This window comes from Pseudomonas caspiana, from assembly GCF_002158995.1.
In the GTDB taxonomy this organism is placed as follows: domain Bacteria; phylum Pseudomonadota; class Gammaproteobacteria; order Pseudomonadales; family Pseudomonadaceae; genus Aquipseudomonas; species Aquipseudomonas caspiana.
This window is the reverse complement of the sequence record NZ_LOHF01000011.1, coordinates 1-21,456: the sequence shown is the minus strand read 5'-3', so window position 1 is coordinate 21,456 and position 21,456 is coordinate 1. Positions and strand designations below refer to the sequence as shown.

The 21,456-nt window shown below is 56.4% G+C and carries 19 protein-coding genes and 1 pseudogene; 17 read left to right on the top strand and 3 right to left on the bottom strand.

Annotated elements, in window-relative coordinates; genetic code table 11:
* Positions 1-98: 98 nt before the first annotated feature.
* Positions 99-1,868 (top strand): amidase, encoded by a 1,770-nt coding sequence (locus AUC60_RS14245; protein WP_158099122.1) that lies wholly within the window; start codon positions 99-101, stop codon positions 1,866-1,868.
* A 256-nt stretch (positions 1,869-2,124) separates the two neighbouring features.
* On the opposite strand, the gene betT is transcribed toward AUC60_RS14245, so the two are convergent.
* The gene (betT, locus tag AUC60_RS14240; RefSeq protein ID WP_238599585.1) at positions 2,125-4,080 is read right to left on the bottom strand and encodes a choline transporter BetT; all 1,956 of its coding nucleotides are present in this window, start codon (positions 4,078-4,080) and stop codon (positions 2,125-2,127) included.
* A gap of 448 nt (positions 4,081-4,528) precedes the next feature.
* Positions 4,529-4,750: a DUF6124 family protein gene (locus AUC60_RS14235; RefSeq protein WP_087268401.1), complete on the bottom strand. Its 222-nt coding sequence runs from the start codon at positions 4,748-4,750 to the stop codon at positions 4,529-4,531.
* 532 nt (positions 4,751-5,282) lie between these two features.
* Between AUC60_RS14235 and AUC60_RS14230 the strand changes: the two genes are divergently transcribed.
* The 4 genes and pseudogenes from AUC60_RS14230 to AUC60_RS14215 all read left to right on the top strand — a co-directional run bounded on the left by AUC60_RS14230 (position 5,283) and on the right by AUC60_RS14215 (position 7,747).
* Entirely contained in the window at positions 5,283-5,675 is a 393-nt protein-coding gene (locus AUC60_RS14230; RefSeq protein ID WP_238599582.1) for a hypothetical protein, read from the top strand.
* Positions 5,676-5,778: 103 nt separating this feature from the next.
* A pseudogene (locus tag AUC60_RS28560) lies at positions 5,779-5,982 on the top strand (PAAR domain-containing protein); the annotation flags it as partial.
* Positions 5,983-6,198: 216 nt separating this feature from the next.
* Positions 6,199-6,843, top strand: coding sequence for a polymorphic toxin type 44 domain-containing protein (locus AUC60_RS28145; protein WP_405623712.1), 645 nt, complete (start codon positions 6,199-6,201; stop codon positions 6,841-6,843).
* A 499-nt stretch (positions 6,844-7,342) separates the two neighbouring features.
* Complete coding sequence (locus AUC60_RS14215; RefSeq protein ID WP_238599581.1) at positions 7,343-7,747, top strand: hypothetical protein; 405 nt, start codon at positions 7,343-7,345, stop codon at positions 7,745-7,747.
* A gap of 179 nt (positions 7,748-7,926) precedes the next feature.
* Here the strand turns inward: AUC60_RS14215 and epsC are convergent, their stop codons facing one another.
* The gene (epsC, locus tag AUC60_RS14210; RefSeq protein ID WP_087268395.1) at positions 7,927-8,880 is read right to left on the bottom strand and encodes a serine O-acetyltransferase EpsC; all 954 of its coding nucleotides are present in this window, start codon (positions 8,878-8,880) and stop codon (positions 7,927-7,929) included.
* Positions 8,881-9,075: 195 nt separating this feature from the next.
* Between epsC and AUC60_RS14205 the strand changes: the two genes are divergently transcribed.
* The 12 genes from AUC60_RS14205 to AUC60_RS14150 all read left to right on the top strand — a co-directional run.
* Positions 9,076-10,071, top strand: coding sequence for a D-cysteine desulfhydrase (locus AUC60_RS14205; RefSeq protein ID WP_087268392.1), 996 nt, complete (start codon positions 9,076-9,078; stop codon positions 10,069-10,071).
* Between the two features lie 335 nt (positions 10,072-10,406).
* A complete protein-coding gene (gene tcyJ / locus AUC60_RS14200) occupies positions 10,407-11,204 on the top strand; it encodes a cystine ABC transporter substrate-binding protein (RefSeq protein WP_087268389.1) in 798 nt (265 codons plus the stop codon).
* Complete coding sequence (gene tcyL, locus AUC60_RS14195; RefSeq protein WP_087268386.1) at positions 11,201-11,869, top strand: cystine ABC transporter permease; 669 nt, start codon at positions 11,201-11,203, stop codon at positions 11,867-11,869. Before tcyJ ends, tcyL begins: the two co-directional genes overlap by 4 nt.
* A gap of 3 nt (positions 11,870-11,872) precedes the next feature.
* The gene (tcyN, locus tag AUC60_RS14190; RefSeq protein WP_087268384.1) at positions 11,873-12,616 is read left to right on the top strand and encodes an L-cystine ABC transporter ATP-binding protein TcyN; all 744 of its coding nucleotides are present in this window, start codon (positions 11,873-11,875) and stop codon (positions 12,614-12,616) included.
* Positions 12,617-13,195: 579 nt separating this feature from the next.
* Positions 13,196-13,930 carry a hypothetical protein gene (locus AUC60_RS14185; RefSeq protein WP_087268771.1) on the top strand — a complete coding sequence of 245 codons (735 nt, stop codon included), beginning with the start codon at positions 13,196-13,198 and terminating at the stop codon, positions 13,928-13,930.
* 438 nt (positions 13,931-14,368) lie between these two features.
* Complete coding sequence (locus AUC60_RS14180) at positions 14,369-15,616, top strand: SfnB family sulfur acquisition oxidoreductase (protein ID WP_087268381.1); 1,248 nt, start codon at positions 14,369-14,371, stop codon at positions 15,614-15,616.
* 24 nt (positions 15,617-15,640) lie between these two features.
* Positions 15,641-16,846, top strand: a complete 1,206-nt coding sequence (locus AUC60_RS14175) for an SfnB family sulfur acquisition oxidoreductase (protein WP_087268379.1) — start codon at positions 15,641-15,643, stop codon at positions 16,844-16,846.
* Positions 16,846-18,204, top strand: a complete 1,359-nt coding sequence (locus AUC60_RS14170) for an LLM class flavin-dependent oxidoreductase (protein ID WP_087268376.1) — start codon at positions 16,846-16,848, stop codon at positions 18,202-18,204. Before AUC60_RS14175 ends, AUC60_RS14170 begins: the two co-directional genes overlap by 1 nt.
* Positions 18,205-18,343: 139 nt before the next feature.
* The gene (locus tag AUC60_RS14165) at positions 18,344-19,132 is read left to right on the top strand and encodes a MetQ/NlpA family ABC transporter substrate-binding protein (protein ID WP_087268373.1); all 789 of its coding nucleotides are present in this window, start codon (positions 18,344-18,346) and stop codon (positions 19,130-19,132) included.
* A 1-nt stretch (position 19,133) separates the two neighbouring features.
* Positions 19,134-20,276: a methionine ABC transporter ATP-binding protein gene (locus tag AUC60_RS14160; RefSeq protein ID WP_087268370.1), complete on the top strand. Its 1,143-nt coding sequence runs from the start codon at positions 19,134-19,136 to the stop codon at positions 20,274-20,276.
* Positions 20,266-20,910: a methionine ABC transporter permease gene (locus tag AUC60_RS14155; protein ID WP_087268367.1), complete on the top strand. Its 645-nt coding sequence runs from the start codon at positions 20,266-20,268 to the stop codon at positions 20,908-20,910. Before AUC60_RS14160 ends, AUC60_RS14155 begins: the two co-directional genes overlap by 11 nt.
* A 41-nt stretch (positions 20,911-20,951) precedes the next feature.
* Positions 20,952-21,456 (top strand): class I SAM-dependent methyltransferase (locus AUC60_RS14150; RefSeq protein WP_087268363.1); only part of this gene is annotated, 505 nt, incomplete at its 3' end.

The window sequence follows — 21,456 nt, the reverse complement described above, 5'->3', positions numbered from 1 at the left end:
CTTGTTGCCACTGTCATTTGTGACAGTTTACAGACCCGTGCTCCAGTGATTAGCTGCTTGCGAAACCTCTAATACGAGGCCACAAGGAGCTAATGGTTATGGATAACTCTTTCACTGAAACACGGCAATTTACTCCCGAAGAGCAGGCCAATAACGCCCGGCTTTTGGCTGCACTTCCGATAGCTTCATCCGTTCCCAGACGCGAGCGCATCGTGGATTACGAAGTCGTCGAGATGGCCGCGCTACTTCGTTCAGGCGACCTGACCTCCACCGAGATCACGGGCGCCTATATAAATCGCATAGACCTGTTCAACGGCGACTTTGAAACCTATGACGAAAACGGAGGCTATAACGCCTTCGTTCGCATCGATACAGAGCAATCGCTGGAACAGGCCCGGCTCGCTGATCTCTGGCTGCAAAACCCCGACGACGAACGCGGGCCGGCACCACCGTTATGCGGTATCCCAATGGGAGTCAAGGATTCGATCGGCATTGAAGGACGCAAGAGCACCAATGGCTCGGAAGCGTTCAGCTTGAACATCGCGCTCAAAGACGCCACGTGCGTGGCCAAACTCCGGGCACAAGGAGCTGTGCTGCTAGGGCACAATACCTGCTCGGCCTACTCCGGGAGCACGACAGGAACCTTTGCCGGAAATGCCTGGGATCCGGACCGGATTCCCGGCGGATCCAGTCAAGGCTCAGGTGTCGCCCCGATAGCGCGCCTTGCCGCTGCATCACTTGGCGAAGAAACGGGAGGTTCGCTGATTGTTCCGACGGCCGCCAACGGAGCAAGCGGCATCAAACCTTCGCTTGGCCTCGTATCTGTCGCAGGCTTGATGCCAGGGCAAAACGGGCTTGATGTCATTGGTCCTGTTTGCCGTTCAATGCGCGACGCATCAATGATTCTTTCCGTGATTTCGGGCACCGATCAAATCAACGATCCCCACACGTTGTCTGCCCCGATACCACTTCCCGAGTTACCCATTACCCCTCAGGATCACCCACAACCGCTACAGGGATTGACCATCGGCATACCGCAAAAAGACTGGATGCGCGAATGGAAGGTCCCTCCCGCCGATACCTATGATGTGGATTACAAAGCCGCGTTTGATCGATTCAAAGAGCAACTGACACAGCTTGGCGCGACACTCGTGAGCTTCCCTTTTCTGGACTTGAGTGACAATCAGGACGCACCTTTCTCCGCCTTTGAAGTGCTAGGGACGCTTCCAGACAAAGACGCATATGACGTCACGATCACTCCCATGTCTGCTGTGTTTTTGTCCAACCTGTATGAGACGAGACAAGGGCCAGCAATCGAAGCTTTCTCAGTGGATATCAGCCCTGAACACAGGGCAGAACTTCTATTGCGCTACGATCCGGAAAACTTCTTGAAAGTTAACGGCTCCATCCCGATAGCATGGCGAGCAGAGGGTGAACGCCGTCGACGCCTGGAGCAAGCTGGCTGTCAGCAAGCACTGGACGAAAAGGGGGTGGATTTCATGATGGTGATGCCGCTGGGTGCCCATATCGGGCAGAGATTTGAAGGGGAGGGACTGCCAAACCAGCGTGCCAATTACCCTTCACCCAATCTCCAGGGTTGGCCGATGTTGAGCTTCCCTATCGGTTATGGCGAAACCGGCGTGCCTCTGAAATTGCCCATAAACGCAGCGTTCTGGGGGCCACGATTTAGCGAGGCTTTGATCATTCAGGCGGCAATCGACTTTCAGCACCACTTCCCTGATTACCATAACGACGCGCCGCCTGATCCTGTGTTCAGCACTCGGCGTCCAGCGAATGTGCCTCGTGTACAACCTGAAACCCCGGAAACCACGACCGACCCGCTCATCAGACAAAGGGCGCGCTCATGAGCCTTATCAGCAGCACGCCATTTTTTACCGTCAGGTGGGAGCCACCAGTGGCCCCGGGCCTTTTACCCACGCATCCATCCAGAGAAGAGCAGCCTCTTATGACTATTGCATGGAGAGCCAGGCTCGGACCAACTTACTATCCGTATCGCCGACTTGATCAAGGACGCGGGCCCGGCTTTAGCCGGGAAAGCAGCAGTACTGACGCCGCAAACGCATCAGATAACCACCGCCTCCCAACTCAAGCGAATCAAACCCCCTAGCGCACCAAATGCAGGAACTGCATATGGCGCTCGTACTGGTCGAGGATGTCGTTGATGACCTGCTCTTTGGTGTAACCCACCAGGTCGTAATCCTGACTGCCTTCGCTCAGATGTACTTCGGCGCGGTAATAGCGACGATTGTTCAACTGCTTGGAGCCCATTCCTCCACGCGCGAACGACGGCGTGAAGAAGCCCTTCATCATCACCTGATAAATGAACGGACGTTCTTCGCCATGGCCGATTTCCAGGCTGACGCTGTCGTTGGCCGGATCAGGCTGACTGACTACGTTCAGGCCTTTCTCGGCAAACACCGCCGTGACGTCTTCGATAGCCGGGCGCACGGTTTGGTCGAGGAAGCGATACACCTCGTCTCGCGACGGATAATGCACGGCCTGGCTCAAGCGCTGACGCCAGCCGCCACGTCTCGCACCCGACACCGGGGCCAAGGAGTACAGCTGCGCGATCTGTCGCTGGGACTCCATGAAGAATGCTTTATGCAGACCCCACATCATCAACAGCAGAATCAGCGAGAACGGCAACGACGTCAGCACCACCGCTGATTTCAGCGCATCGATACTGCCAGAGAACAGCAAGCCACTGGTCACCAGCGCAGTCGCCACACCCCAGAACACCCGCAGCCACTTGGGACCGTCTTCATCAGCGTTACCGCCTTTGGCCGACAGCGTCGAAAGCACCACTGTGCCCGAGTCTGCCGAGGTGACGAAGAACACAAAGCTGATGAACACCGTCACCGCAATAACGGTTTTGCTCCATGGATAGGTTTCCAGCAGCAAATAAAGCGTGCGTGACGGATCATCAATGGCCGATTGACCCAGCGCGACCATGCCGTGATTAAGCACCTGATCGATGGCGCTGTTACCGAAAATAGACATCCACGCCAAGGTAAAGCCCAGCGGAATCAGCAGTACACCGAACACGAACTCACGAATGGTCCGGCCCCGGGAAATGCGCGCAATGAACAGACCTACAAACGGCGACCAGGCAATCCACCAGGCCCAGTAAAACACCGTCCAGCCGCCCAGCCATTCGCTCGGCTTGTCGTAGGCATACACATCAAAACTCTTGGTAGTGATCGCCCCAAGGTAATCACCGATGTTCTGCACCAACGTGTTGAGCAGATGCTGCGTCGGGCCAGCAAACAGCACAAACAGCAGCAGCGCACAGGCCAGCAGCATGTTGATGTCCGACATGACGCGCACGCCCTTGTCGACACCCGCCACGGCCACCAGAATCGCCGCGCCCATCATCAGCGTGATCAGCCCGACCTGAATCCATTGGGTATGGGGAATATCAAACAGGTAATCGAGCCCGGAATTGAGGTGCAAGACCCCAAAGCCCATGTCGGCACCGAGACCGAAGATAGTCGCGATGATGCCGAAGCCATCCACCGCATAACCGATAGGACCGTTGATACGTTTGCCGATCAGCGGGTACAGCGCGGAGCGCAGCGCCAACGGCAGGTTATGGCGATACGCAAAATACGCCAGCGCCATACCAACAAACGCAAACACGCCCCAGCCATGCAGGCCCCAGTGCAGAAACAGCAACTGCATCGCCTGACGCGCCGCCTCAGTCGTGCCCGCCTCGCCTTGTGGCGGCTGCAGCATGTGAGTCAGTGGTTCCGAGACGCAGAAGAAGAACAGCGTGATACTGATCCCGGCAGCGAACAGCATCCCCGCCCAGGACAGATAACTGAATTCGGGTTCGTCGTGGTCGGCACCGAGCTTGATCTTGCCGTAGCCAGACAAGGCGGTGACCACCACGAAGACCAGATAAATCGTCATCGCCAGCATGTAATACCAGCCGACCGTATTGGCCGCCCAGTTCTGCGCTGCCAGCAACCACTGGCCAGCCGTCTCAGGGAAGGAAATGACCAACACACCGAACAGCAAAATAACCGTTGCCGCGAAATAAAACACCGGCGGATTCATGCGAACCATACCGCTGGATTGGCTAGCAGGTGCACTCATGAGCCATGCACCTCAAGGTCGTAGGCAAAGACGGCAACAAACGGATTAAACAAAGGTAAGCCTCCTGTAATGAGCGGGCAGCGAACCACCGGTTTTAGTTGAACAAGCGTTCAATTAAAACATGTAAGCCCCGCAGAGACTAATTGCGAGGCCGATGGATGCTGGCTCAAGGGAGGTTATGACGCCCGGTTCACGGGAATCGTTCCCGTTTGTCGGGTTAAAGAATAGAGCTTCTTCCTACCTGCTAAGCCCGCTGTTTCTGATGGCCATCTTAGGAGCGCATACCTCCTTTCCCGGCCACTGGGAGCAAAAAATCTTTTTGGGGAAATACCCTTCAATCTTTATAGCCATTAAAACTAAAACACTGAGAAGCCGGGCTATCTAGCCCGGCACCCGTTAAACGCTCTGATTAGCGCGCTGCCCCTTTTATCTCAAGCCCTGTCAGAGACTGATCAATAACACTCCGGGCCATATCGATCAGGTGCAATACCGACATTGCTAGAAGCCGGTCCGAACCGCTCAGGCGATCGCCGCTTTCATAGGCTGTGACGGCTGCGCATTGCAGCAGGTGAGAAGCGTGATTCAAGGACTCCTCGATATTTGAAGGAGAAACGTCTGTGAGTTGGATCATGATTGAATTCCCTGACTCTATAAAAAACTGACCGCCAGGTATCGCTACTAAACGATAAGGGTGGCAGCTGTGCGAAGGTTAGTAGACCGGGAGTCAGCACCGGCGCGCTCGAAAGCGCCCTGCGCACAGCCGCCATAAAATGGACGTGAAAAAACGTCTGTTTCAAGGTTGAGTGCTGCACGACTGACTACCTGGGCTACTAAACCCAATCGCTGACATTGCAGCGACCGAGGCACCTTAGTAGCCGAATTCGTCAGCCGCAAGTGGGCGAGATTGTCTAGGAAATTTCACTCAAGAAAAAGAGAAATGTAGCGCAGGCATCGTGGGCGATTGCCTGCAAATTCGACTAATGCGCTCGCCCGCTTACCTCAAGCGAAGATGCCTAGCTCAATAAAACGTTTCCGAGAAACATCCTTCAATCCTTTGAGATTCGCCCTACATAGCCATCCGTAACTTTCGTTTAGCGTCGGTCCACTCGCAGTGGCCACCAGTCACGCAGATATCGTTAAACCAAAGAATCAGGATGAATGATATGAGCACCGCCGCACTTCAGTCGTACACCAACGAGTTCACACCAGAATTGCTTCGCTCTCTGGACGTATCGCCCTTCTCCGAGCAACAGCTAGCCGAGCTCAGCGAAGAGGCCTTGAACTGCATTCGCGAGCAACAGGCATATCGAAAAGCACATCCTCCCATCGCGATTTACCGGTTTGCAACAGAAGGAAGCCAAACCCGCGATGGCGGCGTGATCGAGCAGACGGAATCAGCCATGACGATTGGGGTGAACAACAGCAAACAAGTTCGAGTCGCCCACAAAGGTGATTACGCCGTATACCCCGATGGCCGCAGAGCGCAGATCGTGACGAGCGCGGGGCGCGGGGCGCGCAAACAGCGATATTGCGCTGGTCGGCAGCGTTCTGAGTAATGGCGACATGATCATCAATACACCACAAAATACCGCCTTGTTTCTGCAACGGGACGGCGAATCGATAGAAGAAGATTTCCTTCCGGTTGTGGAGGCCTGACTCATGGCTAGAGGTTATTTCATCCGAGAGGGCGACAAGACCTCATGTGGTGGAGTCGTACTAGCAGGAGACGGCCGCACCACCATGATGGGTTTCAATCATGCTCGGGAAGGCGATCCTGTTACATGCGGCATAAACGGCCAAGCCTACGAAATCGTAGGCGGTATTGGATTCATCGACAGCAACGGTAGGTCTCCAGCAGGAACACTGGACAGCACTAGTTCGTGCCCTTGCCGTTCTCAGCTCATTAACTCGCTAGGTCACTCTTACGAAAAAGCAAACAAGCCCACGGCCCGAGCACCTGCTAGAGCTTCGGCTCAACCGCAGCCCCGCGCGGACAGTCAGCCTGCATCTGCGCCTCAGATAATTGACCCCGTCCCCCCGCCTCCTACGAACCCCATAACCTGCAATCACCCGGATCGCATGGAGGAACTGGCTGCTTATATTGCTGATGAGATGAATCGCAATATTAGCCATCCCTCGGTTCTGGAAATGAAGGAACTGAATAGCTATGACGCTGAGGCAGAAACCAGAGAATACATGGCACTGCCGTTTTATAAGAGGCTGGGGACGCAGCCAGACTTCCATGCTTTTGCCTTGGCCAAACAAGCTAGGGCGTTTGCGTTATGGACTGAGCGGGTTGGGCAGAATAGGCCTTGGGATCATAAGCCCATGATCAAATCGAAATTTGACGGTGCTTGGCAGAAGCAAGGGGCACACGACTACTTTCACGATATTTGGTCGAATATTCACTACGGGTACGTAGGGATCGCAAGCGGGTTTTCGGAGAGCGTACTTTTTGATGGCGCGGGTGCAGAGCAAATAATTTCAGATACGGTTAGAAGAATTCAACATGGGGAAAAATATCCGGGACCAAGCAAAACGCCCAATGTAGAGGGATTGAGGGCTTGGGATGACGCCCCCGATAGGGAGTCAATACAAATAGGAGTAAACCTTTACCACCGTTACCCTCAAGGTGGGATTAGATCCAAAATAATTATGGAAAAAGTACTTGAGATACACCCTGCTCGCTGGATGAAGGGGATACGACCACATGAGTGCGAGTAAACCTTGGTATCGTTCAGTCTGGCGAGTTCTACTGCTCACGCTAACTGCCTTGTACAGCTTTTGGTACATGGCAACGCCAAGAGTAGCTGTTTACTACTCAGTCAAGGCCGTGGGGCAGTTGGACTTCATCTGGGATACTCAACATAGTATTTATAAAGGAGAAATATCTCCTGGCGGCACAACAGGAGACATAGGAGATATATTCCCGAATGACAGGTTTTTCATGGATTTTCATTGGACTGCGTCAAGGAAAAATAACTGCATAAGGATTAGTCCTAAATGGCCAACGACAAGTATCTATATCGGCCCAGACGGTAATATTGACATGAGTGAAGGAAGTGGCACTGACGTCGACCGGCTGTATAAATGCTCATGGAACTAGCGAGCCATTCGAGTTAAAGCAGGTTTCGCTAAGCCGGACTAGTTTAGCACGGCCAGATTGCCCTACCGGCCCTGCGGCTATTACACCCAACGACTTATCGATATAGAGTCCGCGTCTATGATTACCAATAAAACTCAAAAAGGGCTTATAAAATGGTGGCTCATTCCGCTGCTACCCGTAATGGCCTTTATTCTATGGCGCACCGCATTACCCGGAGTAACCGTGCATTACCCCGAAGAAGCCCAGGAAGAATTGAGCTACATATGGAATGTTCAAGACCGAATATATAAGGGACGCACGACGCCTGGAGGTGGAGCATTTGATACTGGACTTCTATTTCCGAACGAGGATTTTTTCATGGTATTTGATTGGCGGACTAGAAAGGGCAACGGACGACATTGCGTTAACATAAATCCGAAGTGGCCTAATACTGACATCTACCTTAATGCAGACGGCAGTATTGACCTGAGCGAAGGAGGCGGAACCGACGTAGATAGATTTAGTAAATGTCCATGGGATTAACGCAGCACTAAGCTAGGTGCCCATTCGCGAAAGTACCTAAAAATCTAGGTCCAGTCAGATCAGGCAGTGCAGTAGCCGGTTGTTTTTTCATGGGAAAGCAGAAAACCTATACAAAATCGCCCCAACCATATGTCGGGGCGAACTGGTCAGACATCAGCAACTCGCCACTGCAACGTCGCCTACTTCTGACTCCCATCATCCTGCTGCAACAAATTAGCCTGCGTCAGGTTGCAACCCGCTGGCACGCTGCGCGTCAGCCACACGTTGCCGCCGATGGTCGAGCCTTTACCAATCGTGATGCGGCCCAGAATCGTCGCGCCAGCGTAGATCACGACGTCGTCTTCGACGATGGGGTGGCGGGCGTGGCCTTTTTGCAGTTGGCCGTCTTCGTCTGCCGGGAAGCGTTTGGCGCCCAGAGTGACGGCCTGGTAGATCCGCACGCCCTCGCCGATGATGGCGGTTTCGCCTATGACGACACCCGTACCGTGGTCGATAAAGAAGCTCGGGCCAATCTGTGCGCCGGGGTGGATGTCGATGCCGGTGGCGGAGTGGGCGATTTCCGAGCTGATTCGGGCCAGCAGCGGTAAGCCTGCGCGGTACAGATGATGCGCGATACGGTGGTGGATGACGGCGAGAATTCCGGGATAGCACAGCAGCACTTCATCAACGCTGCGGGCCGCGGGGTCACCGTGATAAGCGGCCAGCACGTCAGTGTCGAGCAGCTTGCGCATCTCAGGCAATGCACGGGCAAAGCCCTGAATCAGGTCCAGTGCCTGCTTATCGAGCGCACGAACGTCTTCGGAGCGTTGATGCGCCACGTAGCGCAGCTCCAGCCGAGCCTGCGCCAGCAGCGCATTAAGTGCGACGTCGAGGGTATGACCGACATAAAAGTCTTCACTTTCTTCGCGCAGATCTACCGGCCCCAGACGCATGGGGAACAGCGCGCCGCAGAGCGCTTCAAGAATGTCGCGCATGGCAGCTCTGGAGGGCAGCTCTCGGCCGCCGTGCTCACCACTGACCCGCTTGTTACGTGCCCGCCAATCATCACGCGCGGTACGCAGCTCACTGACGATCTGCTGTAACTGCCAGTGACTGGATCGGCCTTCGGCGGATGCCTCTGGGATATCACTCACGCTGACTTCTCCTCGGTTCGGGGTACGGCCTTATCGCGCTGGCCGCTGATGCGGCCACTCTACGGCAAACATTTCAGGCTAAAAAATAACAATTTGAGTAGGTGTTCTCCTCTGAGGGCATAAGCAGTGAGAAGTTGCCCTGTAGGAAGCGTCTGCTTATAGTCCTGCGACTCTTTACACGGCTTACCTATCCTCATGATCAAACAACAGCTCGCTCAATTTAATCGCCTGGACTTGATCGGTGCTCCCACAGCACTGGAAAAACTGGAGCGCCTGTCGGTCTGGGCGGGCCGCGACATCTATATCAAGCGCGATGACACCACGACGCTGGCCCTGGGCGGCAATAAGGTTCGCAAGCTGGAATACCTCGCCGCCGATGCGCTGGCGCAGGGCGCTGACACCCTGATTACAGCGGGCGCGATTCAATCCAACCATGTGCGTCAGACCGCTGCCCTGGCCGCCCGTCTGGGCCTGAGCTGTGTGGCGCTACTGGAAAACCCGATCGCCACCGAAGACAGCAACTACCTGCACAACGGCAACCGACTGCTGCTGGACCTGTTCGACGCCAAGGTCGAGATCGTGGAAAACCTCGACAACGCCGACGAGCAGTTGCACGCATTGGCCGCGCGTCTGCGTGCCAGCGGCAAAAAACCTTACTTGGTGCCGATTGGGGGCTCCAGCCCGGTGGGCGCACTGGGTTATGTGCGGGCAGGCCTTGAGCTGGCCGAGCAGATCAAACAGACCGGGCTGGATTTCGCGGCTGTCGTGCTGGCCTCCGGTAGCGCCGGTACGCATAGCGGGCTGGCCCTTGCCTTGGCTGAGGCCTTGCCGCAGTTGCCCGTGATTGGCGTAACCGTGTCGCGCCCTGAAGAAACTCAACGCCCGAAAGTGCAAAGCCTGGCCGAACGCACCGCCGAGTTGCTAGGAATAGCGCTGCCCGACGCTTTTAACGTGGAACTGTGGGACGAGTACTTCGGCCCGCGCTATGGCGAACCGAATGCGGGCACCTTGTCTGCGATAAAACTAGTAGCCAGTCACGAAGGTCTGTTGCTGGACCCGGTCTACACCGGTAAGGCCATGGCCGGATTGCTGGACGGAATCGGCCGTGGTCGCTTTGATGACGGCCCGCTGATTTTTCTGCACACCGGTGGTGCACCCGCACTGTTTGCTTATCCGGGTGTGTTTGCTTGAGCTCAATACCTGACGCTATTTGTAGGCGTTGGGTCCTGACACCACGCAATGTTTGACTGAAAAGATCGGTAGGAGCCAACTTGTTGGCGAGGCTGTTGCTTGAGACACCGCGTCAGAGCAGCTCGCGAACAAGTTCGCTCCTACCGAACCAGATGTATATTCCATAAAAGACTATAAAATTATTTTTAATTATTTTGAGCCATAACCAGCTGCTCTTATGATCGCCGCCAGCACGGATCAAAGCGTTGAAAAAGCTGGATAAACATTCGCTGCCAACGTAGCGTTCGTCAGGTCCGATTCTTGCCTGAAACCAAACAACTTAAATGGGGCTTGTCATGATTATTTCTGCCATTCGGCGCACCGTTCTTCTTTCCACTCTGGGCCTGGTGCTCGGTTCCAGCTTGATGGGTCAAGCGGTTGCGGGTGAGCAACTGGATCAAATCAAAAAAGCCGGCACGATCAAGGTCGGCCTTGAAGGCACTTATCCTCCTTTCAGCTTCGTGGATGAGAGCGGCAAACTGACCGGTTTCGAAGTCGAGTTTTCCGAAGCGCTGGCCAAAGAGCTGGGCGTGAAGGTGCAACTGCAAGCCACTCCATGGGCAGGCATCCTCGCGGCGCTGGAGTCCAAGCGTCTGGACGTGGTGGTCAACCAGGTCACGATCTCCGAAGAGCGCAAGAAGAAGTATGACTTCTCCGAGCCGTACACCATCTCCGGTATTCAGGCGCTGGTGCAGAAGAAAAACGCAGCCAAGTTCAAAACCGCAGCAGACCTCAAAGGCGCCAAAGTGGGTGTAGGTCTGGGTACTAACTACGAGCAATGGCTCAAAGAAAACGTACCGGACGCCACTGTCAAAACCTACGACGATGATCCAACCAAATACCAGGACCTGCGTGTCGGCCGCATCGACGCCATTCTGGTTGACCGTTTGGCTGCACTGGAGCTGATCGCCAAAACCAAGGACAGCCTTGCAGTTTCCGGCGAACCCTTCTCCCGTCAGGAATCAGGTATTGCCATTCGCAAAGGCGAGCCTGAACTGGTTGCGGCCATCAACAAGGCGATCGACAAACTGCGCGCTGACGGCACTCTGGCCAAACTGTCGGAGAAGTACTTCCAGGCTGACGTGACCAAATGATTGAAGAGGGTCTAAAGCTTGCGCTGGACTCCGCGCCCTTTCTGATAAAGGGCGCGTACTACACGGTCTTCCTGAGCCTGGGCGGTATGTTCTTCGGCCTGCTGCTGGGCTTCGGGCTGGCGCTCATGCGCCTGTCACCGCTGATGCTGCTGCGCGGCATCGCCCGGGTTTACGTATCGTTCTTTCGTGGCACGCCGCTGCTGGTTCAACTGTTCATGATCTATTACGGCCTGCCGGAACTAGGCATCGAACTGGAACCGCTGACCGCTGCGCTGATCGGTTTCTCGCTGAACATGGGTGCTTATGCCTGTGAAATCCTGCGCGCCGCTATCGCATCCGTGGATCGCGGCCAATGGGAGGCCGGTGCAAGTATCGGCATGACCCGCGCGCAAATCATGCGGCGGGCCATTCTGCCTCAAGCCGCACGCACTGCATTGCCGCCACTGGGCAACAGCTTTATCTCGCTGGTCAAAGACACCGCGCTGGCGGCCACTATTCAGGTGCCGGAACTGTTCCGTCAGGCACAACTGATCACCGCCCGCACCTTCGAAATTTTCACCATGTACCTGGCGGCCGCCTTGATCTACTGGATCCTGGCCACGGCGCTTTCGTACCTGCAGAACCGTCTGGAAGAGAGAGTCAACCGCCATGATGTGGAGTCCTGAAGCATGATCGTGGTTGAAAAACTGACCAAGGAATTCAAAGGTCAGCAAGTGCTCAAAGGCATCGACCTGAAGGTTGAGGCCGGCGAGGTCGTAGCGATCATCGGTCCTAGCGGTTCGGGTAAAACCACCCTGCTGCGCTGCCTGAATTTCCTGGAAGAGCCCACCAGCGGCAAGATCATCGTGGGCAACATTGAAATCGACGGCAACCGTCCGCTGAGCAAGCAGCAAGGCCTGATCCGAGAGCTTCGTCAGCACGTGGGTTTTGTGTTCCAGAACTTCAATCTGTTCCCGCACCGCACCGCGCTGGAGAACGTCATTGAAGGCCCGGTCGTGGTCAAGAAGATGCCGCGTGAAAAAGCCTCCGAACTGGGTCGACAACTGCTGGCCAAAGTGGGTCTGGCAGGCAAGGAAGACGCCTACCCACGGCGCTTGTCGGGCGGTCAGCAGCAACGCGTGGCTATCGCCCGTGCCTTGGCCATGGAGCCGGAAGTGATTCTGTTCGACGAACCCACCTCTGCTCTGGATCCTGAGTTGGTGGGCGAAGTGCTAACGGCTATTCGCGCGTTGGCTGAAGAAAACCGCACCATGGTCATCGTCACCCACGAAATGAACTTCGCCCGAGACGTAGCCAACCGCGTGGTATTCATCGATAAGGGCGTAATCGTCGAGCAGGGCGACGCGAAAGAGCTGTTCGCCAACCCTCGTGAAGAAAGAACGCGGCAATTTCTGGAGCGCAGCCGCTCCTGATCCTACAAGGTACTTTCCGGAAACTGGCGCCTTCTGGCGCTGTTTCCGCTCGCCTTACATTTGTACATCAATCAATTGATCAATCTAGCCGTTGATCGCTGCCTAAAGCCCCCGCAAAAAACATCTAAAAAACTGAACGCAAAGCCTGTCTCGATTGCCATCCATTACAGGGCAAGGCGAGTCTGTGAGGATTTGAGTTCTTACCAGCTTTGTCAGCTAGCAGGTTTCCTTGCGCAATAAACATAACCCGATATTTCAACAAGTAGGACGGACCAAGTCGTTACGGTCAACAGTTCGATCATTTCATGTAGGAATAATCTTATTTACTCAAACAACTAACATTCAATCCATTAGCGCCTTGACAGATATGCGCAAACGACATTAGCTCAAGAACAACAGAAAACCTCATCACCTTCGGACAGTTACAAGCGGAATTTACCGACACTTTGTAATGCTTCCCATAAACCGAATCTATACGTTAACTATCCACAGGCTGAACTCGAGGTGCTTATCAATGATGTCACTTACAACTTTGTTACAACTATCAATGACCAACTCAATTATGACGGGCATTCAGACATGACTCACACACTTGGCAAAACCAGCGGTCAAAAACTGTTCCCACCGTATGTCCCGCAGGCTCACAGACATGGCGTAGGCATCCGTGCCGCGGCCCACCTGCTGGTCAACATTGATCCCTATCCGGACATGGACGCAGGCGATCTGATCGAATTATTTTGGGGCGGCAGCTACGTCGCATCGAAATTACTTGATGAGTCCGACGTCGGTTACACCATGGTCCTACGGGTGCCGGAGAGCTTCCTGCAAAGCGGCACGATCAAGACCTACTACCGGCTCATGAAGGTCGGCGGAGCGCCCATTACCTCACCTTGCCGTAGGCTGAGAGTGAAGCTGGACATGCCCGGCGGGCTGTTGATCAACGACAGCGACGAAGAGAATCAGGGGCTCGCACCGGTTTCACTGCCCGATACCGTGATCCGCAACGGCCTGATCACCAGCGACGTCAAGAAAGGCCTGCCACTGTCCATCGAGCCTTACCTGAACATGGCGCCCTGCGACGAAATCACCCTGCGCTGGGGCGATGTGCGCATGGATCTGGAGCCGCTGGAGGCCGCTAACGTAGGCAAACCCGTCAAGCTGATCGTACCTGCCACTTTGATTCTGGAAGCTGGCGATGAACCGCAACTGGAGGTGACCTATTGCGTTATTGATCGAGTTGGCAACAATTCTCGATGGGCTCCCCCACGGGCAATTAACGTCAGCACCCTGGATATTCACCAAGGGTATGAGTGAACAGTTTTTAATTCACGCCGATATGCGAAGGCATAAATACTTCGTATATCGGCTTACGTATCAGAAACCGAGAACTGACTCACAGCCAGGCCACTCCCAAGAATAATCCTACAAACATTTACATATTTACCTACGCCTCCCGGCATAACCTTTACAGACAACTGACTAGGCTTCCCTGAACAAGCTATTGCCATTCAGGACACTCCTCATGAAAGTAAGCAAGCCCGTCAAACTATGCATTCTAATTGTTCTGCTCGGCTCCTGCCTGACCTACGCTCAGACCGCATGAGCAGCCGTGATGCCGTGATTTAGCCTTCTATGCTTATTCCAAAAAATTCGTATATTTAATTTTTTAGTCGCCTTAGGGTATATGCACCGGACCACCGGACATCGTGTTTTTTCTTCGCCTTCTCTGGACGGCGTTTTTGCGAGGTTTGAATGGTCGTTTCAACGTCTCACACCACCCTGATTGATAAAGACGCGGATATCGCGCCGCCTTTGCATCCTGCGCGGATATTACAAAATGACGCCCAGGCAATCGAAGCCGCCCACGCATTGGCTGCACAAGCCCGCCTGCAGGCTGCAGAGCGTGATGCTCAACGTTTGCTTCCCTGGCAGCAAATCGAAGCGTTCACCCGAAGTGGCTTGGGCAGTATTTCCATTCCGCGCGCGTATGGCGGGCCTCAAGTATCGTTCGTCACCATCGCTGAAGTATTCAAGATCATCTCTGCCGCTGACCCGGCGCTGGGCCAGATCCCGCAAAACCAGTTCGGCATCATCCACTTGTTGCTGGGCAGCGCCAACGAGCAGCAGAAAAAGGTGTTGCTCAAGAGCGTGCTCGACGGCTGGCGGATCGGCAATGCCGGACCTGAACGCGGCACTAAAAACACTCTGGAGCTCAAGGCTCGCATCACCCATCACAAAGGGCGTCTGGTCATCAACGGCCAGAAGTTCTACTCCACGGGCGCATTGTTCGCACACTGGGTCGCAGTCAAGGCGCTGAACGATCAAGGCCAGCAGATCATGGCCTTTGTGCCACGGGGTAGCGCGGGCCTGCGAATCGTCGACGACTGGTCGGGATTCGGCCAGCGCACCACCGCGAGCGGAACCGTACTGCTCGACAACGTGCCGGTTGACGCCGAACAGGTGGTCGAAAACTGGCGTCTGTCGCTGACACCCAATATTCAGGGCGCAGTCTCTCAACTGATCCAGGCGGCCATCGACGCAGGCATCGCCCGTGGTGCCATCGACGACACCATCTCGTTCGTGCGTGAGCGTTCCCGACCCTGGGTCGACGCTCAGGTCGAGCGCGCCGGTGACGACCTCTACGTGATCGCCGACATCGGCAAACTCAAACTGGAACTGCACGCGGCTGAAGCGCTGTTGCGCGAAGCGGCCAAAGTCCTTGATGAAGTCAACGCCAGCCCCATCGACGAATACGCCGCTGCACGCGCCTCGATAGCCGTTGCCCGCGCCAAGGTGCTGACTACTGAAGTATCACTGCTAGCCAGCGAAAAACTGTTCGAGCTGGCTGGCAGCCGCGCCACCCTGGCCGAGTTCAACCTCGACCGACATTGGCGCAACGCCCGCGTTCACACCCTCCATGACCCCGTGCGCTGGAAATACCACGCCGTCGGCGCGTGGCACCTCAACGGCACCCTGCCCGCCCGCCATTCGTGGATTTAAACCAGACCACTGGAGTACAGCGTTATGAGTTTGCCATCCCCGTTACGGGACCGTGCTGCCGTTATCGAAAACGATGAACAGGCCCTGCACATCGCTCAGGAACTGGCCGCCCACTTCAAACGTGAAAGCGCCGTACGTGATCAGGAGCGTCGGCTACCCCATGCTGAACTGGATCTGTTCAGCGCCTCGGGCCTTTGGGGCATCAGCGTGCCCAAGGTATATGGCGGCGCGGGCGTTTCAAATGTCACCCTCGCCAAAGTCATCCGTCTGATCGCCGAAGCGGATGGGTCTTTGGGGCAAATTCCTCAGAACCACTTCTATGCTCTGGAAGTACTGCGCGTTAACGGCAGCCCGCAACAGCAGGAGCGTCTGTATGCCGAAGCATTGGCAGGTTTGCGCTTCGGTAATGCACTCGCCGAACTGGGTACCAAGACAGCCCACGATCGCACTACTCGCCTGAGTCGCGACGGCGACGGCTATCGCATCAACGGCCGCAAGTTTTACTCGACTGGCGCACTGTATGCCCAGCGTATTCCGACTTCGGTCATCGACGAAAACGGCGTTCAACAATTGGCGTTCGTGCCTGCTGACAGCGACGGCCTGACCGTCATCGACGACTGGAGCGGCTTCGGCCAGCGCACCACCGGCAGCGGCTCGGTGGTCTTTGAAAACGTCTACGTGGACGCTCGCGACGTCGTGGCATTCCAAAGCGCGTTCGAGCGCCCGACCACCGTCGGGCCATTGGCACAAATCCTCCATGCAGCCATCGATACCGGCATCGCCCGCGCTGCTTTCGAAGACGCTCTGCACTTCGTTCGTACGCGCACCCGCCCTTGGATCGACTCAGGCATCGAAAAGGCCGTGGACGACCCGCTGACCTTGAGCAGCTTCGGCAAACTGAGCATTCGTCTGTATGCCGCCGAAGCGCTGCTGGACCGGGCCGGGCAGTATCTGGATATTGCCCAGGCAGACACTAACGCCGAGACCGTGGCCGCCGCATCAATTGCCGTCGCCGAAGCCCGCGCCATCAGCACTGAAATCTCACTGGCGGCGGGGAGCACGCTGTTCGAACTCGCTGGTAGTCAGGCGACTCTGGCCGAGCATGACCTTGACCGGCACTGGCGCAACGCCCGCGTCCACACGCTGCACGACCCGGTACGCTGGAAGTATCACGCCATCGGCAATTACTACCTCAATGACAAAAATCCTCCACTGCGGGGGACGATTTGATGGCGAAGAAAAAGATCCTGCTCAATGCCTTCAACATGAACTGCATTGGCCACATCAATCATGGTTTGTGGACTCATCCACGGGATAACTCCACGCAGTACAACACACTCGAATACTGGACCGAACTGGCACAGCTGCTGGAGCGGGGCCTGTTCGATGGCTTGTTCATCGCCGATATCGTCGGCGTGTATGACGTTTATCAAAACTCGGTGGACGTGACGCTCAAAGAGTCCATTCAGTTGCCGGTCAATGATCCGCTGCTGCTGGTATCAGCCATGGCCGCCGTCACCAAAAACCTCGGCTTCGGTCTGACCGCCAACCTCACGTACGAAGCACCGTATTTGTTTGCCCGGCGCATGTCGACGCTGGATCACCTGAGTCGTGGACGGGTGGGCTGGAACATCGTCACCGGTTATCTGGACAGCGCTGCGCGGGCCATGGGCCTGACTGAGCAAGTCGAACATGACCGCCGCTACGATCAGGCCGATGAATACCTGCAAGTGCTCTACAAACTCTGGGAAGGCAGTTGGGAGGACGACGCAGTCATCAACGACCGCGAGCAGCGGGTTTACGCGCAGCCGGACAAGGTTCACAAGGTCAGCCACACAGGCGAGTTTTACCAGGTTGAGGGATATCACCTGTGTGAACCCTCCGCTCAACGTACCCCGGTGCTGTTCCAGGCCGGCAGCTCGGATCGCGGCCTGCAGTTTGCCGGGCAACATGCCGAATGCGTGTTTATCAGCGGCCAGAACAAAGCCGCGACCCGGGAGCAAGTCGACAAGGTCCGCGCCAGTGCCGTCGCGGCAGGGCGCAACCCGCAAGACATCAAAGTATTCATGGGCCTGAACGTGATCGTCGGCAAGACCGAAGCCGACGCGCAGGCCAAACTTGCGGAGTATCGCGAGTTCGCCAGCGCCGAAGCCGGCGTCGCGCACTTCGCCGCTTCAACCGGCATCGATTTCTCCCAGTACGAGCTGGATGAACCGATCCAGTACGTGAAGAGCAACGCCATTCAATCGGCGACCAAGAACCTCAAGAACAACGACTGGACCCGGCAAAAACTGCTCGACCAGCACGCCTTGGGCGGGCGCTACATCACCTTGGTGGGTTCACCTGAACAGGTCGCCGACGAGCTGGAATCGTGGATCGCCGAAACCGGTCTGGACGGCTTCAACCTGACACGCATCGTCACCCCGGAAAGCTACGTGGACTTCATTGACCTGGTGATCCCCGAGCTGCAACGCCGAGGCTCCTACAAAACCGCTTACGACAGCGGCAGCCTGCGGGAAAAGCTGTTTCCAGAGGGCGGCGCGCGGTTGCCAGAGCAGCATGTCGGAGCGAGCTACAGATCCCGCTGATGGCGTAGATCCTGTGGGGGCGGTGCTTGCCCGCGATGGCGTGGAAACCCAATCGCAGGCAAGCCTGGCTACCACAATTGAATGCGATCAAACCCAACAAACAACACAACTAACTCCTGCAACACATCGGACATCCACCATGAAAAAACTCATCAGCACCTTGGCACTCAGCCTCGTAGCCCTCACCGCCCATGCAGCGGACGCGCCTCTGAAAGTTGGCACCACCGCCGCTTTCGCCATCCCGCTGGAAGCCGCTGTCCAGGAAGCAGCCAAGCAAGGCCTGAAGGTCGAGCTGGTGGAATTCACCGACTGGATCGCGCCCAACGTCAGCCTCGCGGCGGGCGATATCGACGTGAACTACTTCCAGCACATTCCGTTTCTGACCAACGCCAAAGAAGCGGCCGGGTTTGATCTGGTGCCATACGCGCCGGGGATCATCAACAACGTCGGCCTGTACTCCAAGAAGTACAAAAGCTTCGATGAACTGCCAACCGGCGCCACCGTGGCCATCGCCAACGACCCGATCAACAGCGGTCGCGGTCTGCAACTGCTGGCCAAGGCCGGTTTGATTACCCTCAAGCAAGGCGTGGGCTACAAGGCCACCGAGGAAGACATCGTCGCCAACCCGAAGAAGCTCAAACTGATTCAGGTCGAGGCCGTGCAACTGGTTCGCGCTTATGACGACGCTGATCTGGTTCAGGGCTACCCCGCCTACATTCGCCTGTCGAAAACCTTCGACGCCGAATCGGCCATCCTCTTTGACGGTCTTGATCACCCGGAATATGTCATCCAGTTCGTGATCAAGCCGCAGAGCAAAGATGATCCACGCCTGGCCAAATTCATCGACATCTACCAGCACTCGCCAGTCGTGCGCGCCACGCTGGACAAGGTTAACGGCAAGCTCTACCAAGCCGGCTGGGAAGGTTGATATGAATGCATCCGTGCAACGCCAACTGCCACTCGAACCCACGGGCGCAGCGCATTCGGCAGATCATTCGACAACCAAGGCCGAACTGCACGCCGACCTGAACCGCGCGCACGTGCGGTTCATTAATCTGGGCAAAACCTATCAGGGTCAGCAAGGCCCGGTAGATGCGCTGCAAAACATCGACCTGGCGATCCAGAAAGGCGAGATTTTCGGCATCATCGGCCGCAGCGGCGCGGGCAAATCCTCGCTGATCCGCACCATCAACCGCCTGGAACAACCCAGCAGCGGCCGGGTGCTGATCGAGCAGACAGACATTGGCGAACTCAATGAAGACAAGCTGGTGGAGCTGCGCCGTCGCATCGGCATGATCTTCCAGCACTTCAACCTGATGTCGGCCAAAACCGTATGGCAAAACGTCGAGCTGCCGCTCAAGGTGGCGGGCGTGCCCAAGGAACAGCGCCAGCGCAAAGTCACTGAACTGCTGGAACTGGTGGGCCTGCAAGACAAGCACAAGGCATACCCGGCGCAATTGTCCGGCGGCCAGAAACAGCGCGTGGGCATTGCCCGCTCGCTGGTGCATGACCCGGCGATTCTGCTCTGCGACGAAGCCACTTCAGCGCTGGACCCTGAGACCACCCAGTCGATCCTAGGTCTGCTGCGCGAGATCAATCAACGCCTGGGCCTGACGATCATTTTGATCACCCATGAAATGGCCGTGATTCGCGATATCTGCGACCGCGTTGTGGTGCTCGAACAAGGCCGCGTCGTCGAGCAGGGCCCGGTCTGGCAAGTGTTTGGCAACCCGCAGCATGAGGTCAGCAAAACTCTGCTCGCACCTCTGCAGCATGGCTTGCCGGAAGACCTTCAAGCGCGATTGGCTGCCCAGCCGCAAACCCCTGATGCCAAAGTCGTGCTGGACCTGCACTTCACGGGCGACAGCGGTGAAGAGCCGGATCTGGCTGCGCTGTTCGCGGCACTCGGTGGCCGCGTCAGCTTGCTGCAAGGCGGTGTTGAACGGATTCAAGGGCGTGCGCTGGGCCACTTGCTGCTGTCAGTGGCGGGCTCACCGCACAGTATCGACACCCTGTTGAGCCAGGCGCGCAAACAAGCGCAACACGCGGAGGTTCTGGGCTATGTGGTTTGATCGTTTGCTGCAGGGCGCCATTGATACCTTCCTGATGGTCGGCGTCTCATCGTTTATCGCACTGGTGTTGGGCATTCCGCTGGCAGTGATTCTGGTCACCAGCGGCAAAGGCGGGATTTATGAAGCGCCTGCACTCAATCAGGTCTTGGGCGGCTTCGTGAACCTGCTCCGCTCCATTCCGTTTCTGATCCTGATGGTGGCGCTGATTCCGTTCACCCGAATGATCGTCGGCACTACCTATGGCGTTTGGGCTGCGGTGGTACCGCTGACCATTGCCGCCACGCCATTCTTTGCGCGGATCGCCGAAGTCAGCTTGCGTGAGGTCGATCACGGATTGATCGAAGCGGCGCAGGCCATGGGTTGCCGCCGCTGGCACATCATCTGGCACGTGCTGCTGCCTGAAGCACTGCCGGGCATCGTCGGTGGTTTCACCATCACACTGGTGACCATGATCAACTCCTCGGCCATGGCCGGCGCGATTGGCGCGGGCGGGTTGGGAGACATCGCCTACCGCTACGGCTATCAGCGCTTCGATAGCCAGATCATGCTGACCGTGATCGTGCTGTTGGTGATTCTCGTTGCAGTCATTCAACTGGGCGGCGATCGTCTGGCCAGAGGTCTGAACAAGCGCTAAGTGAGTTATATTTGGCGCCTCACTGCTCAGACAGAGTCGCCATGAAGCTCCAAGCGCAAGACCTCGCACAGATCACCGACAAAACCCTTGGCCACTACAACCAGGTGGCCGAGGACTTCCGCGAAGGCACCCGCGACCACGACGTCAGCCAGAACATTGCCGCGTTGTTGCGCCACATTGAAGGTCAGGCGCCGTGGCAGATTCTGGATTTCGGCTGCGGGCCGGGCCGTGATCTGCAGACGTTCAGCGGTATGGGCCATGTGCCGGTGGGCCTGGACGGCTCCGAGCGCTTTGCCGAAATGGCCCGCGCTGAAACGGGCTGCGAGGTGTGGCAGCAGAACTTCCTTGAGCTGGACCTGCCTGCTGAACGCTTCGATGGCATCTTCGCCAACGCCGTGCTGTTTCACATCCCCAAACAGGAACTGCCGCGCGTGCTGAGCGAACTGCACGCCACACTGAAACCGGGCGGCGTCCTCTTCAGCTCCAACCCTCGTGGCGACAACCGCGAAGGCTGGAACGGCCCCCGGTATGGCTCATATCACGACC

Coding starts and splice junctions, on each gene's coding strand:
- AUC60_RS14245 (WP_158099122.1), top strand. CDS start 99: ATGGATAACTCTTTCACTGAAACACGGCAATTTACTCCCGAAGAGCAG.
- betT (WP_238599585.1), bottom strand. CDS start 4,080: ATGAATCCGCCGGTGTTTTATTTCGCGGCAACGGTTATTTTGCTGTTC.
- AUC60_RS14235 (WP_087268401.1), bottom strand. CDS start 4,750: ATGATCCAACTCACAGACGTTTCTCCTTCAAATATCGAGGAGTCCTTG.
- AUC60_RS14230 (WP_238599582.1), top strand. CDS start 5,283: ATGAGCACCGCCGCACTTCAGTCGTACACCAACGAGTTCACACCAGAA.
- AUC60_RS28145 (WP_405623712.1), top strand. CDS start 6,199: ATGGAGGAACTGGCTGCTTATATTGCTGATGAGATGAATCGCAATATT.
- AUC60_RS14215 (WP_238599581.1), top strand. CDS start 7,343: ATGATTACCAATAAAACTCAAAAAGGGCTTATAAAATGGTGGCTCATT.
- AUC60_RS14205 (WP_087268392.1), top strand. CDS start 9,076: ATGATCAAACAACAGCTCGCTCAATTTAATCGCCTGGACTTGATCGGT.
- tcyJ (WP_087268389.1), top strand. CDS start 10,407: ATGATTATTTCTGCCATTCGGCGCACCGTTCTTCTTTCCACTCTGGGC.
- tcyL (WP_087268386.1), top strand. CDS start 11,201: ATGATTGAAGAGGGTCTAAAGCTTGCGCTGGACTCCGCGCCCTTTCTG.
- tcyN (WP_087268384.1), top strand. CDS start 11,873: ATGATCGTGGTTGAAAAACTGACCAAGGAATTCAAAGGTCAGCAAGTG.
- AUC60_RS14185 (WP_087268771.1), top strand. CDS start 13,196: ATGACTCACACACTTGGCAAAACCAGCGGTCAAAAACTGTTCCCACCG.
- AUC60_RS14180 (WP_087268381.1), top strand. CDS start 14,369: ATGGTCGTTTCAACGTCTCACACCACCCTGATTGATAAAGACGCGGAT.
- AUC60_RS14175 (WP_087268379.1), top strand. CDS start 15,641: ATGAGTTTGCCATCCCCGTTACGGGACCGTGCTGCCGTTATCGAAAAC.
- AUC60_RS14170 (WP_087268376.1), top strand. CDS start 16,846: ATGGCGAAGAAAAAGATCCTGCTCAATGCCTTCAACATGAACTGCATT.
- AUC60_RS14165 (WP_087268373.1), top strand. CDS start 18,344: ATGAAAAAACTCATCAGCACCTTGGCACTCAGCCTCGTAGCCCTCACC.
- AUC60_RS14160 (WP_087268370.1), top strand. CDS start 19,134: ATGAATGCATCCGTGCAACGCCAACTGCCACTCGAACCCACGGGCGCA.
- AUC60_RS14155 (WP_087268367.1), top strand. CDS start 20,266: ATGTGGTTTGATCGTTTGCTGCAGGGCGCCATTGATACCTTCCTGATG.